Source organism: Agrobacterium vitis (assembly GCF_013337045.2).
Classification (GTDB): domain Bacteria; phylum Pseudomonadota; class Alphaproteobacteria; order Rhizobiales; family Rhizobiaceae; genus Allorhizobium; species Allorhizobium vitis_B.
The window spans coordinates 37,103-50,968 of sequence record NZ_CP118260.1 but is presented as its reverse complement, the minus strand read 5'-3'; the positions used below and the strand labels follow the sequence as shown (position 1 = coordinate 50,968).

Genomic DNA, 13,866 nt, shown 5'->3' with positions numbered 1-13,866 from the left:
CGCAGAAGGTCAGTTCCATGACAAGCAAGAAAAACCCTGAAACGCTGCGCAGCGCCCGCTGGTTCGCCCCCGACGATCTGCGCAGTTTCGGCCACCGGTCCCGCATGATGCAGCTCGGCTACGCGGAAGAAGATTTCCGCGATAAGCCAGTGATCGGTATCCTCGACACCTGGTCCGAGCTCAATACCTGTCACGCCCATTTCAAGGAGAGGGTTCAGGACGTGAAGCGCGGTGTCACCCAGGCCGGTGGCTTTCCGGTCCAGATGCCATCGCTGTCCGTCGATGAAAGCTTCACCAAGCCAACCTCCATGCTCTACCGCAACATGCTGGCGATGGAGACGGAAGAAATGATCCGCTCGCATCCGCTCGACGGCGTGGTGCTGATGGGCGGTTGCGACAAGACGACCCCCGGTCTGGTGATGGGTGCGATTTCGGCTGGCGTGCCGATGATTTACCTACCAGCCGGCCCGATGCTGCGCGGCAATTATGCCGGCAAGATCCTGGGGTCCGGTTCGGATGCCTGGAAATATTGGGACGAGCGGCGCGCCGGACATATTTCCGATGCGGAATGGCTGGGCATTCAAGGCGGTATCGCCCGTTCCGCAGGCACCTGCATGACCATGGGTACGGCCTCGACCATGACGGCAATCGCCGATGCCATGGGCCTGACCCTGCCCGGTGCCTCCTCGATCCCCGCGGTCGATGCCAATCACCAGCGTATGTCGGCGTCCTGTGGCCGCCGCATCGTCGAGATGGTTTGGGAAGACCTGACACCGGACCAGATCATCACCGACGCCGCCTGCCGCAACGCCGCTATCGTCGCCATGGCCACCGGCTGTTCCACCAATGCCGTCGTCCACCTGATTGCCATGGCCCGCCGTGCCGGTGTCGATCTCACCCTCGACGATCTTGATGCGCTGGGCCGTGTGACACCGTTGATCGCCAATGTCCGCCCGTCCGGCAAGGACTACCTGATGGAGGATTTCTTTTATGCGGGCGGCCTGCGCGCCTTGATGAAGCAACTCGAGGAGCGGCTTGACCTTTCAGCCCTGACCGTCACCGGGAAAACCATGGGCGAAAATCTCGAGGGTGCGGAGGTCTATAACGACGACGTCATCCGGCCGCTATCCAATCCGGTCTATCATCAAGGTTCGCTCGCCGTGTTGCGGGGCAATCTCTGCCCGACAGGCGCTGTCATCAAACCGGCGGCCTGCGATCCGAAATTTCACGTCCACCAAGGACCGGCCCTGGTATTCGACAGCTATCCAGAGATGAAGAAGGCCATCGACGATGAACATCTCGACGTAACACCCGATCATGTTCTGGTGCTGCGCAATGCCGGACCGCTGGGTGGGCCGGGCTTTCCTGAATGGGGCATGCTGCCGATCCCCAAAGCGCTGATCAAACAGGGCCACCGCGACATGCTGCGGATTTCGGATGCCCGCATGTCCGGCACATCCTACGGCGCCTGCGTGCTGCATGTCTCGCCCGAGAGCTATATCGGCGGCCCGCTGGCGCTGTTGCAGACCGGCGACATCGTGCGGCTGGATCTTCCCAATCGCAGCCTCGACATGCTGGTCGATGACGCGGAACTCGCCCGCCGCAAGGCGGCATGGACGGCACCGGAACCGCATTTTCAACGCGGCTATGGCTGGATGTTCTCCCGTCATGTGACGCAGGCCGATAAGGGCTGCGATTTCGATTTTCTTGAAACCAGCTTCGGCAAATCGGCTGGTGAGCCGGATATCTATTAAGCAAAAAAGGACCTACGATGACAGACTATGTGCTGAGCGACGCGACCCGCGCCAAATACAAGAAGATCTCGACCGCATCGATTGCCACCGCGTTGTTTAAACGCGGCCTGCGCAACCAGTTCATTCAAGGCGTCGTGCCGGTGGCGCCAAAGGCCGAAACCATGGTCGGCCAGGCGTTTACGCTGCGCTATATCGTGGCACGCGAGGACCGCAATCCGATCACCGTTTTCCGAGATCAGAAGCATCCACAACGTGTCGCCATGGAAATTTGCCCTGCCGGCCATGTGCTGGTGATGGACGCGCGCAAGGACTCCCGTGCCGCCACCGCAGGCTCGATCCTTATCACCCGTCTGGCGTTGCGTGGAGCAGCAGGCGTGGTTTCCGATGGCGGTTTTCGCGATGCGGAAGGGATTGGTGCCCTCGACATGCCCGCCTATTATGCAAAACCATCGGCGCCGACCAATCTGACTCTGCATGAGGCCATCGATATCAACGTACCGATCTCCTGCGGCGATGTCGCCGTATTTCCGGGCGATGTGCTGGTTGGCGACCGCGATGGCGTCATGGTCATTCCCGCCCATCTGGCAGACGAATTGGCCGACGAATGCACCGACATGGAAAGCTACGAGGATTTCGTCCTGGAACAGGTGAAGGCCGGTGCGGTCATTATCGGCCTGTACCCCTGCACGAAAGACGAACACCAGCAAAAATACGAGGCCTGGCGCAAGGAACATGGGCGCTAAATTATTCCCGCCATTTTTTTCCAGTTTGGCGTCCAGAAATACCTAAAACGAAGAGAGAGCATTTCAGTGTTTAATATAAACACTGAAATGCTCTCCAGCTGTTTCCAGCAACTCAAGAAAATTGCACAAAATACGGTAATCAGGGCCAGTCGTGATAGTCCATATTGGTCCCGAGGCCAGGATTTGCCGATGATTGCCGGACCATGCGACGGTAGGCTGCCGGGGAAAGGCCGGTCTTCCGTTTGAAGAAATGGCTGAAATGAGCGGGATCACGAAAACCGAGCGCTTCTGAAATGTCGCGCGCGCTGCTATCGGAACGCTCCAGCCGGATACGGCCTTCCTGCGCCAGCCGCTCATGCACAAGCTCAATCGGCGCTCGTCCGAGATGTTTGCGGCAAAGCGCATGCAGACGGTCCGTCGATATCCCCAGGCGAGCGGCATAATCAGCAACAGGCCGGTGATGACGATAGTCCGCCTCCACCAATTGCCGGAATTGATGCAGGATGGGCGCAGCGCCGCCGGAAGAGAGCGATGCGGCTGGCCCGGAAGGCATAGTGTGGCGCCAGACCCAGTTGATCAACAGCCGAAGATAGGCTGACACCACCATATGCGAAGGCTGTCCATCCCGGTTCAACTCGTCGATGAGACCACGCATATGCGGTTCCAGTCCGCTTACCTGCTGCGGCGACAGTCCTGTCATGATCGTTGTCGTTGCGATGAACAGTCTAATCGGCTGGGATTCCGGATAATCCCCGATGGCATCGCCGATAATATCCATGGCCGCGCCAATGACATGGCCGCAGGAGCCGGCAGAAAGGCGCAGCCTTGCCAGTTCCGAAGATGGTAGCAGCAGCAGGCATGGGCCTTGCAGCACTCCCGCAGTGTCGCCCGCGCCAAGCCTGACCGTACCCAGCCGAATGAAGACCAGATGGGTAAACCAACGATAGGGATGGTTGCCGATGCCGAGTGTACGTTGTGAAAGCGTTGGCTCCAGGCTCTGCCCCCAGACCCGCCGCATCAGCGCGAATTCCTCCACCATTGGGACAGTCTCCAAATTGCGGCAATTGACCAGAAATCGACAATCAGAACCCAGATATCTACATTCTTCTTTCCGCGCAAATCGTTAGAGTTGCCCGCAATACATGTCTGACGGATTTTCTCACCATGAAGAATTCCAGAAAAACAGCGTGAAACAAGCTGTTTCGGATCAATGGTGAAAACGCTGTCGGGAACAGGCCTTTGGGAGGAGGCATTGCATATGGCCATGGAGCGGTCCGCAGCACCTGAAAAGTCCAGCCTGCACTGGATGGAGATGACAAATGGCAACCCCACGCCGTTTGCAGCCTCCTTGCTGATCGGAGGAAAGTCCGTCGACGCGCAAGGAGACAAGGTCTTTACAAGAGCCAATCCTCTGAGCGCACAGATCGTCACTGTGGCTGCCGCCGCAAGTCTTGCAGATGCCGAAGATGCGGCGCTTGCCGCCGCTGCTGCCTTTCCGGAGTGGTCAACATCACCTTGCGCCATGCGCAAGGATATTTTGGAACAGGCGGCCGCCCTGCTGATCGAAGCGACCGAGATTTTCACCCGGACAATGATGGCCGAAACGGGAGCCACCCTTGATTGGTGCCGATTCAACATCGACTATGGCGCAAAGATCTTTCAGGATGCCGCCGCCATGGCCTTGCATGTGCCGGGATCGATTTGCCCGGATGATTTGGTCGCTGGAACGTCCTTTTCATTGCGCCAACCGGCTGGCGTCTGCCTTGCCATCTCGCCTTGGAACGCACCAATCCTGCTTGCCGTTCGCTCGATTGCCCTGGCACTGGCCTGCGGCAATTGCGTGATCCTGAAAAGCTCGGAATTGGCACCCGCCACGCAGCGGTTGCTGGGTGATCTGCTCCAGCAAGCCGGTCTGCCCGATGGCGTTTTGAATATCATCTCCAATGCGCCTGCCGATGCAGCAGTGATTGTCGAGACCCTGATTGCCCATCCCGTTGTTCGCCGGGTCAATTTCACCGGCTCGACCCGGGTCGGCAGGATCGTTGCGCAAATCGCCGCCCGCCATTTAAAGCGCTGCCTGCTGGAACTTGGCGGCAAAGCGCCGCTGATCGTGCTTGATGATGCCGACCTCGAACAGGCCGCCCACTCCGCCGCGTTTGGCGCTTTTTTCAATCAGGGCCAGATCTGCATGTCCACCGAGCGGATCATTCTCGTCGATGCCATCGCCGATGAGTTTCTGTCGCTGTTCGTCAGCAAAGCGAAAACCGTCAAGGCCGGTGATCCGGCCCTCGGCCTGACACCGCTGGGTTCATTGATCTCGATGGAATCCGGTCGGAGAATTGCCAGCATGATCGACGATGCCGTTGCCAGGGGCGCGCATGTCCTGGCAGGCGGGCGCGTTCACGACACGTTGATGGATGCCACTGTTGTCGATCATGTCCTGCCCGGCATGCGGCTCTACCGTGAAGAAAGTTTCGGTCCGGTCGTGTCGATCATTCGCGTCGCTGACGCCGACGAGGCCGTGACCGCCGCCAATGATTGCGATTACGGCCTATCCGGCGCAGTGTTCAGCCGCGACCTGCACCGCGCCCTCGACGTCGCACAGCGGGTGGAAACCGGCATTCTGCATATCAACAGCGCCACCGTGGCAGACGATCCGTTCATGCCGTTTGGAGGCGTCAAGGCCTCCGGCTATGGCCGGTTCGGCGGAGAGGCGGCGCTGGACGAATTTACCGAATTGCGGTGGGTGAGCCTTGCATCAGGGCCGGCGAAATATCCGATCTGAACGCGCAACTTCCGCATAATTACCCAGGCATACCAACAAAAAACTGCGACAGGGGTCGCACACACGTGGAGGAAGAAGACATGCACGAAATCCAGCAAATCATTGGTGGCAAGAAAGTCGGAGCCTTGTCGGGCAAGACCTTCGACCGGATCGATCCGTTCAATGGCGAGGTTGCTTCCCGCGCCCCGGCCTCCGGCCTGGACGATGTCAAGGCAGCGATTGCCGCAGCCCAGGCGGCCTTTCCCGCCTGGTCGCGCACCGGCCCCGGCGAAAGGCGTGCACTGCTGCTGAAAGCAGCCGATATCATGGCCTCAAAAGCGGCAGATTTCACCGCGCTGATGATCACGGAAACGGGTGCGACCGGTCCCTGGGCCGGCTTCAATACCATGCTTGCCGCTGGCATATTGCGAGAAGCTGCCAGCATGACCAGCCAGATCCAAGGCGAAGTCATCCCTTCCGACAAGCCCGGTACATTGTCCATGGCGGTGCGCCAGGCAGCAGGCGTCTGCCTTGGCATTGCGCCTTGGAACGCACCGATCATTCTCGGCACACGCGCCATTGCCATGGCGATTGCCTGCGGCAACAGCGTCATCCTGAAAGCGTCCGAAGCCTGCCCCGGCGTCCATGTCCTGATCGGCCAGGTGCTGGTCGAGGCCGGTCTGCCGGATGGCGTCATCAACGTCATCACCAATGCGCCTGAAGATGCCGCCCAGGTGGTGGAGGCGCTGGTGAGCGCACCGGAAGTACGCCGTGTCAATTTCACCGGTTCGACCAAGGTCGGACGCATCATCGGCGAATTGTGTGGTCGCCACCTGAAGCCCGCTCTGCTTGAACTGGGCGGAAAAGCACCCTTTCTGGTGCTTGAGGATGCCGATATTGATGCTGCCGTCAATGCGGCGGTGTTTGGCTGCTACATGAACATGGGCCAGATCTGTATGTCCACGGAGCGGTTGATCGTCCATGAAAAGGTTGCCGACGAATTCGTCGCAAAGCTGGCGGCCCGCGCTGCCTCGCTTCCCGCTGGCGATCCGCGCGGCCATGTCGTGCTGGGCTCGCTGGTCAATCCTCAGGCCGCCATCAAGATGCAGGAATTCATCGATGATGCCGTCGGCAAGGGCGCAACCCTCGCCGCTGGCGGCAAGGTCACGGGCAGCGTGGTGGAAGCAACGCTTCTCGACCACGTCAAGGCTGGAATGCGCAGCTTTGACGAAGAGAGCTTCGGCCCCGTAAAACCGGTCATCCGGGTCAAGGACGAGGAAGAGGCCATCCGCATCGCCAATGATAGCGAATATGGTCTGTCCTCAGCAATTTTCAGCCGCGATATCCAGCGCGCCCTGGCGATTGCGGCCCGTATCGAAGCCGGCATTTGCCATATCAACGGCCCGACCGTTGCCGATGAGGCGCAAATGCCGTTTGGCGGCGTGAAAAACTCCGGCTACGGACGGTTTGGCGGCAAGGCGGCAATCAACGAATTCACCGACCTGCGCTGGATCACAATCGAAGATCCGAACCAGCATTACCCGTTCTGATCTGTTGGATTGAATGACAAGATGGCATGCATTGTCAAAAATGCATGCCATCCCCCCCTGAGTGGACACATTACGACATCCGTGCGTGGTCCTGCTCGATAGTGCCGATCATCGCCGCTGCTGCCTCTTCGGCAAGGCCGCGCTCAATGGCCGTGACGAGAGCCCGGTGGCTTTGCAGCACAGAGCTAAGATCGCAAACCTTACCGTCGCGCACGGCGGGCAAATAAGCGAGCGCATGCGACAGTTCGATCACGCCCTGCAACGCCCGCAGGAACGGATTGCTGGATGCCTCGGCTATGATCCTGTGCAGCTCGAAATCGGCCAAGCTGAAGCTTTGCGGCTCATCCAGGGCAAGCTCCATCTGCCGCAGCCAATAATGCATCAGGCGGATCTGGTCACAGGTATGATCGCTTGCAGCATCACTTGCCGCCAGCGGCTCCAGAGAGCGCCGTACCTCGTCAAGCCCGCGCAAAAATTCACCATCCGGCTGGGTTTCGAGACACCAAGCCAACACCTGTCGATCATAGAGGTTCCAGCGACTTTTCTTAGCAACCTTGGTGCCGACCTTGGGCCGGGCTTCCACCAGGCCCTTGGCTTCCAGCGTCTTCAACGCCTCTCGCAGCACGGTGCGCGAAACGCTGAACTCGTCCATCAGGGCAGCATCGTTGGGCAGGATGGAGCCAACCGCAAAGCGTCCGGAAATAACGCCCGCTCCGATTTCGTTGATGACGTGAGAGTGGAAATTGCGCGCCGTGATCCGCCCGGAAAGGGAGCGAAGCAGGCTGCCTGGTTCGATCATGCAGACGCCTTTTTCGTCCTCGTCCGTCCACTTCCGGCGTGAAATACCAGCTTCTGCAACAGAATGAACATAAACAGCAAAGCACCAATGGCAATCTTCGTCCACCAACTGGAAAGCGTGCCTTCAAAAACAATATAGGTTTGCACCAGCCCTTGCAGCATGACGCCGATCAAAGTGCCGAAGATAAAACCATATCCTCCAGTCAGCAGTGTGCCGCCTATCACTACCGCCGCGATGGCGTCAAGCTCGATGCCAACCGCTGCAAGTGGATAGCCAGCTGAGGTATAAAGCGAATAGACGATGCCTGCCAGGCCGGACAGGAAGGCGGAAAGGCCATAGATGCCAATCGTCACCGGCCCGGTGGGCACCCCCATCAGCGCCGCCGAAACGGGATTGCCTCCAATCGCATAGACATAGGAACCGAACCGGGTGCGATGAGCGATAAAGCCGCAAACCAGAAACGCCGCCAGCATCAACAAACCGATGGCACTCAACCGGCCTCCGCCGGGCAGGCGAAAATAGGCCTGCGAAATGGTGCGGTAGATCGGATGATCGATGGGGATACTATCCTGGGTCAAAACCGAGGCGATGCCTCGCGCCAGAAACATCCCCGCTAGGGTGACGATAAAGGGCGGCACCTTCAGGAAATGGATAACCGCCCCCATCACCGCGCCGAAACAGGCCGAAAGCACCAGCACCAGTGGAAAGACCACAATCGGATCAAGCCCCACATGGCTGATCAGCAGGGCGGTGATAACGCCTGTCAACCCAATGACGGCGCCGACGGACAGATCGATCCCGCCCGACAGGATAACGAAGGTCGCCCCAACAGCAGCAATGCCCAGAAATGCATTGTCCGTCAGGAAATTGCCCAGGACACGGGTTGAAAACATGCCGGGATAGCTGATGACACAGAGCGTATAGGCGACGATGAAAATCAGGGTCGTGGCAGCAAGCGGCCGATAGCGCGGGTTCATCCTGTTTTCTCCGAAGCCTGGATTTTAGCCTGAGTGTTTTTGGGCAAGACGGCGGGCCGGTGTTTCCAGAAACTGACCAGTTCGCTGACGCGGTCCGATTGCAGGACCAGGATGATGATGATCACACTGGCCTTGACGATGAGATTGAATTCCGGCGGCAGTCCTGAAACCAGAATGCCGGTATTCATCGCCTGAATGATCACTGCGCCCAGAACCGACATCGGAATGGAAAATCGACCACCCAGAAGCGACGTGCCGCCGATAACGACAGCAAGGATGGCATCCAGCTCCAGCCATAGCCCGGCATTGTTGGCATCAGCGCCGCGAATATCGGCAGCGGCGATGGTGCCGGCGATACCCGCGCACAGACCGCCAAAAGCGTAAACCCCAAGAATCAGCGCGCGACTGCGAAGCCCGGTATAATTTGCCGCCGAAAGATTGGTGCCGATCGCCTCGATAAACAATCCAATGGCGGTGCGGCGCATGAAGATATGGGCTGACAGCATCAGCACCACGGCAATCACCACCGGCATCGGAAAGCCAAGCAGTGATCCAGTTCCCACGAAAATCAGAGCCGGATCGCTGAAGGTGACAATCGAGCCGGATGTGACCAATTGCGCTAGCCCCCTGCCCGCCACCATCAGCACCAGCGTCGCCACAAAAGGCTGGATACCGAGATAGGCAACCAGCAGGCCATTCCAGATGCCGCAAGCGAGCGCCACGGCAAGCGCTGCTGCCAAGGTCACCACCAAGGGCTGGCCTGCAACGGCGCAGGTGGCGGCCACGGCACCCGCCACGGCCATGACCGCGCCGACGGAAAGATCGACACCGCGTGTTGCAATGATGGCAGTCATGCCGATGGCGAGAATGGCAACCGGTGCGCCACGATTGAGCACATCAATCAGGCTGCCGAACAAGCGGCCATCGCGCCAGGCGATATCGAAGAAGCCGGGAAATACCATCCAGTTCAACAGCAGGACGGCGATGAGCGCTGCAAATTGCGGCTTCAAGAAAGACGACATGGAGCGAATTTTCATGAGAATGCGCCTTCGGAATGGGCAGGCTGACCAGGTAAGTTGGATTGGGGCGTGTTGGATTGGGCGGCGATCGTCTGAACAATAACGTCAGGGGCGATATCAGCGCCATGCAGTTCGGCCACCATGGCCCGGTCCCGCATGACGACGATCCGCGATGAATAGCTCACCACCTCGTCCAGTTCTGACGAAATGACGATCAGCGCCAGACCGTCCTCCCGCAGGCGGCTGATCATCCGGACGATTTCCGCATGGGCTCCGACATCGATACCCCGGGTCGGCTCGTCAAGGATCAGGAAGCGCGGATCGGTTGCCAGCCAGCGGGCCAGAATAGCCTTCTGTTGGTTGCCGCCAGACAGAAGCTTGATCGGCAATTCGGCAGACGCGGTGCGAATGTCCAGCGCCTCGATGAATTGCCCGGCGATTTCCATCTGCTCGTCGTAGCTCAGCGTGCGCAACCAGCCGAGCTTGGCCTGCATGGCGATGATAATGTTTTCCCGAACAGAGAGATCCCCGAAAATGCCATCGGCCTTGCGATCCTCCGGGCAGAAACCAAAGCCAAGATCGATGGCCTGACGCGGCGAGCGGATCTTGAACGACGCTCCATTCAGGGTAAGCTCACCCTTGTCGGCGGAGTCGATGCCAAACATCAGCCGGGCCATTTCGGTGCGCCCCGAACCGAGCAATCCGGCCACGCCGATCACCTCACCCTTGTGAATGGTGAGCGTGAAAGGCTGCACCTTGCCGTCCAGCCCGTAGCCGGTAAATTGCATGAGGCTTTCCCCAACCTCTGCCTCGATCCCGGCGACGGCATCGTGATGCAGGGACAAGTCCTTGCCCAGCATCATCCTGACCAGGGTCGTCCGGTTCAGGGTGTCGATCGGTTGGCTGCCGACCAGCTTTCCATTGCGCAATACGGTGGCATGGTCGCATAGCTCGAAAACCTGATCCAGAAAATGGGTGATGAAGACGATGGCAAGACCCCTCGCCTTCAGGCCTCGGACGATCTCGAAAAGCTTCAGCACTTCGGAACGGTCTAGGCTTGCCGTCGGCTCATCCAGGATCAGCACCTTGCCGGAAAGCTCCACGGCGCGGGCAATGGCAATGATCTGCTGTACCGCGACGGAAAAGGTCGCCAATTCGGCGCGAACGTCGATGTCCAGACCGTAGCCGGAAAGAATGCGGCGCGCTTCACGCTCCATGGTGCGATGATCGACCAGACCGAAACGGCGCGGCTGGCGCCCGATGAAGAGATTATCGGCCACCGTCATATTCGTCAGGAGATTGACCTCCTGATAGACCGTGCCAATGCCGGCTGCCTGGGCCTGCTGCGGGGTGGAAAAACTCATAGGTGCGCCATCGACAAGCACGGTCCCGCCATCAGGCGTATAAGCGCCGGTCAGGATCTTGATCAGTGTCGATTTGCCAGCACCATTTTCGCCCAGCAACGCATGGACCTCACCCGGACGGAAGGCGATATCGATAGTGTGCAAGGCGACATGCGCGCCGAATGTCTTGGTAATGGCCGTCGCGGCCAGCACCGCCTGTTGGCTGATCGTCATCGTTTCACCCGGCTCTGCCTGTCGATAAAGAGCAATCCGCGTCCGGCACAGGTATGCGCCGGACGCGGTCTCGTTTGGATATCAGTAGCCCAAGCCCTTGCGGCGCTCGTATTCACCCTTTGGATCATCCGAGGGAGTGTAGAGCTTGGATTCGGTGATGATGAATTTTTCCGGCTGCTTGCCATCCTTCAGGTAAGCGGCAAGAGCGTCAAATGCCGGTCCGGCCATGTTCGGGGTCAGTTCGACAGAAGCATTGGCCTCACCAGCCACCATGGCCTGGAAAATATCCGGAACGCCATCGATGGAGACGACCTTGATATCCTTGCCCGGCTTCAGACCGGCATCCTTGATTGCCTGGATACCACCGACTGCCATGTCATCATTATGAGCATACATGGCGCAAATGTCCTTGCCGCCATTTTCCGCCTTGAGGAAGCCTTCCATCACTTCCTTGCCCTTGGCGCGGGTGAAATCGCCAGTCTGGCTGCGGATGATGGAGATATTGGAATGGCCCTTGATCGCCTCTTCAAAGCCCTTCTTGCGGTTGATGGCCGGTGTGGAGCCGACGGTGCCCTGAAGCTCGACGACTTTGCAGGGCTTGTCTCCGACGGACTTCACCAGCCAATCGCCGGCAACCTTGCCCTCCTTGACCTGATCGGAGGCGACCGATGTCAGATAAAGGTCTTTAGGCGCATCGATACCACGGTCCAGCAGGATCACGGGAATCTTGGCTTCCTTGGCTTCGCTCAACACGTCTTCCCAACCGGTCGCAACAACTGGTGCGATGAGAATGGCATCGACGCCCTGAGCAATAAAGCCACGGATCGCCTTGATCTGGTTTTCCTGCTTTTGCTGGGCATCGGCGAATTTCAAGGTGATTTTGCGCTTTTCGGCTTCCATCTTGGTGACCGATGTTTCCGCCGCGCGCCAGCCGGATTCCGAACCGATCTGCGAGAAACCAACCGTCAGATTGGCAGCCACAGCTGACGAGCAGGCAAGTGCCGTCATGCTCACGCCAAGCGCGAGTTTGCAAAGCTTATTCATGGATGTCCTCCCAAAAAAACGTCACCTCCATGACGTCTGCTTAAATTCATAAGCAGAAATATGAGAGCTGTAAAGCTGATTAGTAGTATTATATATGTTGCATTGCAGCATAGACTTTCCGCTGCACAATTACAGAATACCCCAGGCACGATAACGCCCTCGTCCGGTCAATTCGCGCAGCGGCAATTGCCGGATCAGGCCAAGCGCGCCTTGCGGCGTGACCTCCAGAGACTTAGCGACCAGCCCCGCCGATACGAGTGGACGCGACAAGACGAGATCGATCAGGTCGGGTAGCTTTGACGAACCGCGCTTGCCAATAGTCCGCCGTTCCAGATTGCCCCGGGCCAATATCAAACGGTCATGTTCCTTCAAGCCCAATTGCGCGCCTTTTTCGAATGCCTCAAGAATGGCGAGCAGACGCTGGGTGCGGTTAGGAGATTGGCGCTGTTCACGCGGCACAGCCCGCAATCCGACCGATAGTGCCGGAAGATGGAATTGCGCCACACCGGCCTTTTGCAAATAAGCGGCGGCCAAAAGACGACCAAGCCAGGGACTATGCTCGCTGACCTCCTGGCTCTGCCAAGCATCCAACAGGCAGGCTGCGGCAAGCACAGGAGGAAGCGCCTGAACATCGCCAAGCAACGTCTGCCATTCCGCAAGCCGCCCCTCCTCATTCCAATCAGGATCATAAACCACGGACTGAGGATCTTCGGCACGCGGTCGCAACCGCATCTTGCCGACGTCATCGAGTACGGTTTCGCTTCGCTTCAAAACAGCATCGAAGCGATCCAGTTCTGCTTGAAAGGCATCGTCGACGCTGTTTTGCGTAACGGGATCCTCATGCATGGGAGTGGACTGCGGTACGGGCAGCGCCATCTCCTGCGAGAGCCAATGGTCACGGCCACGAAGCCGCAGCAAACCCAACGCGCTGAACGCCCAGGAAGGCTCATGCTGAACAAGTTCTCGACGGCTGCGCAAAATCAGATGGGCGATGGTCAGTTCATGGGTGGGCGTGCGTGTGTCCATTCGGGCATCATGAAAGACCAGATCTTCCATATGAACCAATTCGCCATCCACCCATAACGAGGCAATGGCATCGGCATAATGTAGCCGCTCACGCAATCCGCTTCCGACAGCCGAGCGAGCAGCACGCTCATCCAGACGCACAATTGCTTCGCCTGCCGCCGCGAGCGGCAGAACAAGCTTTTTCCAGGGCAATGAATCGATCACGTAACGCATTGAATTTACGTTACACGAATGAGGCAATGAAAGGGAAGGGGACATTAGCTTTCGTCAGGTAGATTGCCAAAATCCAAGAAATTTAGCGTCCCGACGTTGTTATTGTCTAATTATGCCACAACTGGCATCGGATGGAAAGCCCATTTTCGCTTTTCACCAGGCAATGGTGAAAAACACATGTCTACACCTTTTCATGTTGATTACGCTAAAGGCAGAATAAATCCTACCTTTCCGTAATGGATTTCACCTCATGGAAACGAGTAAAAACAGAGAACCATGAGTGATGCAGTAGGGTGTTTATATCGCTTCGCGAGCATGATCCATTTTAAGGTATCGATTATCCGCTCACTGGAAACCTATGAATTGCATTGGGCGATCCTGGTTTCTTGGGGTCAAAGCA

General features: G+C 58.2%; 11 protein-coding genes. 4 read left to right on the top strand and 7 right to left on the bottom strand.

The features are described from left to right. The first annotated feature begins 17 nt into the window (after nt 1-17). Together araD and G6L01_RS18225 are read left to right on the top strand one after the other, a co-directional pair. A complete protein-coding gene (gene araD / locus G6L01_RS18230; protein WP_070163401.1) occupies nt 18-1,754 on the top strand; it encodes an L-arabinonate dehydratase in 1,737 nt (578 codons plus the stop codon). 17 nt (nt 1,755-1,771) lie between these two features. Further along, complete coding sequence (locus tag G6L01_RS18225; protein WP_070163400.1) at nt 1,772-2,497, top strand: ribonuclease activity regulator RraA; 726 nt, start codon at nt 1,772-1,774, stop codon at nt 2,495-2,497. 139 nt (nt 2,498-2,636) lie between these two features. Here G6L01_RS18225 and G6L01_RS18220 read toward each other — a convergent pair whose 3' ends face one another. Continuing rightward, entirely contained in the window at nt 2,637-3,536 is a 900-nt protein-coding gene (locus G6L01_RS18220) for a helix-turn-helix transcriptional regulator (protein ID WP_070163399.1), read from the bottom strand. A gap of 273 nt (nt 3,537-3,809) precedes the next feature. On the opposite strand from G6L01_RS18220, the gene G6L01_RS18215 reads away from it, so the two are divergent. Together G6L01_RS18215 and G6L01_RS18210 are read left to right on the top strand one after the other, a co-directional pair. Continuing rightward, nucleotides 3,810-5,282, top strand: coding sequence for an aldehyde dehydrogenase (locus G6L01_RS18215; protein ID WP_070163513.1), 1,473 nt, complete (start codon nt 3,810-3,812; stop codon nt 5,280-5,282). A gap of 80 nt (nt 5,283-5,362) precedes the next feature. Then, complete coding sequence (locus G6L01_RS18210) at nt 5,363-6,811, top strand: aldehyde dehydrogenase (protein WP_070163398.1); 1,449 nt, start codon at nt 5,363-5,365, stop codon at nt 6,809-6,811. Nucleotides 6,812-6,881: 70 nt separating this feature from the next. Here the strand turns inward: G6L01_RS18210 and G6L01_RS18205 are convergent, their stop codons facing one another. The 6 genes from G6L01_RS18205 to G6L01_RS18180 all read right to left on the bottom strand — a co-directional run bounded on the left by G6L01_RS18205 (nt 6,882) and on the right by G6L01_RS18180 (nt 13,466). Then, entirely contained in the window at nt 6,882-7,610 is a 729-nt protein-coding gene (locus tag G6L01_RS18205; RefSeq protein ID WP_070163397.1) for a FadR/GntR family transcriptional regulator, read from the bottom strand. Beyond that, entirely contained in the window at nt 7,607-8,587 is a 981-nt protein-coding gene (gene yjfF, locus G6L01_RS18200) for a galactofuranose ABC transporter, permease protein YjfF (RefSeq protein WP_070163396.1), read from the bottom strand. The genes G6L01_RS18205 and yjfF overlap by 4 nt, the downstream gene beginning before the upstream one ends. After that, nucleotides 8,584-9,624 (bottom strand): ABC transporter permease, encoded by a 1,041-nt coding sequence (locus G6L01_RS18195; protein ID WP_070163395.1) that lies wholly within the window; start codon nt 9,622-9,624, stop codon nt 8,584-8,586. Before G6L01_RS18195 ends, yjfF begins: the two co-directional genes overlap by 4 nt. After that, nucleotides 9,621-11,183, bottom strand: coding sequence for a sugar ABC transporter ATP-binding protein (locus G6L01_RS18190; protein ID WP_070163394.1), 1,563 nt, complete (start codon nt 11,181-11,183; stop codon nt 9,621-9,623). Before G6L01_RS18190 ends, G6L01_RS18195 begins: the two co-directional genes overlap by 4 nt. Nucleotides 11,184-11,264: 81 nt before the next feature. Next, a complete protein-coding gene (gene ytfQ / locus G6L01_RS18185; RefSeq protein ID WP_070163393.1) occupies nt 11,265-12,227 on the bottom strand; it encodes a galactofuranose ABC transporter, galactofuranose-binding protein YtfQ in 963 nt (320 codons plus the stop codon). A 129-nt stretch (nt 12,228-12,356) separates the two neighbouring features. Next, entirely contained in the window at nt 12,357-13,466 is a 1,110-nt protein-coding gene (locus G6L01_RS18180; protein WP_070163392.1) for an RHE_PE00001 family protein, read from the bottom strand. Nucleotides 13,467-13,866 lie beyond the last annotated feature (400 nt).

Bases quoted from the DNA above. Each gene is read 5' to 3' on its own strand.
- araD (WP_070163401.1), top strand. From the start codon at position 18: ATGACAAGCAAGAAAAACCCTGAAACGCTGCGCAGCGCCCGCTGGTTC.
- G6L01_RS18225 (WP_070163400.1), top strand. From the start codon at position 1,772: ATGACAGACTATGTGCTGAGCGACGCGACCCGCGCCAAATACAAGAAG.
- G6L01_RS18220 (WP_070163399.1), bottom strand. From the start codon at position 3,536: ATGGTGGAGGAATTCGCGCTGATGCGGCGGGTCTGGGGGCAGAGCCTG.
- G6L01_RS18215 (WP_070163513.1), top strand. From the start codon at position 3,810: ATGACAAATGGCAACCCCACGCCGTTTGCAGCCTCCTTGCTGATCGGA.
- G6L01_RS18210 (WP_070163398.1), top strand. From the start codon at position 5,363: ATGCACGAAATCCAGCAAATCATTGGTGGCAAGAAAGTCGGAGCCTTG.
- G6L01_RS18205 (WP_070163397.1), bottom strand. From the start codon at position 7,610: ATGATCGAACCAGGCAGCCTGCTTCGCTCCCTTTCCGGGCGGATCACG.
- yjfF (WP_070163396.1), bottom strand. From the start codon at position 8,587: ATGAACCCGCGCTATCGGCCGCTTGCTGCCACGACCCTGATTTTCATC.
- G6L01_RS18195 (WP_070163395.1), bottom strand. From the start codon at position 9,624: ATGAAAATTCGCTCCATGTCGTCTTTCTTGAAGCCGCAATTTGCAGCG.
- G6L01_RS18190 (WP_070163394.1), bottom strand. From the start codon at position 11,183: ATGACGATCAGCCAACAGGCGGTGCTGGCCGCGACGGCCATTACCAAG.
- ytfQ (WP_070163393.1), bottom strand. From the start codon at position 12,227: ATGAATAAGCTTTGCAAACTCGCGCTTGGCGTGAGCATGACGGCACTT.
- G6L01_RS18180 (WP_070163392.1), bottom strand. From the start codon at position 13,466: ATGCGTTACGTGATCGATTCATTGCCCTGGAAAAAGCTTGTTCTGCCG.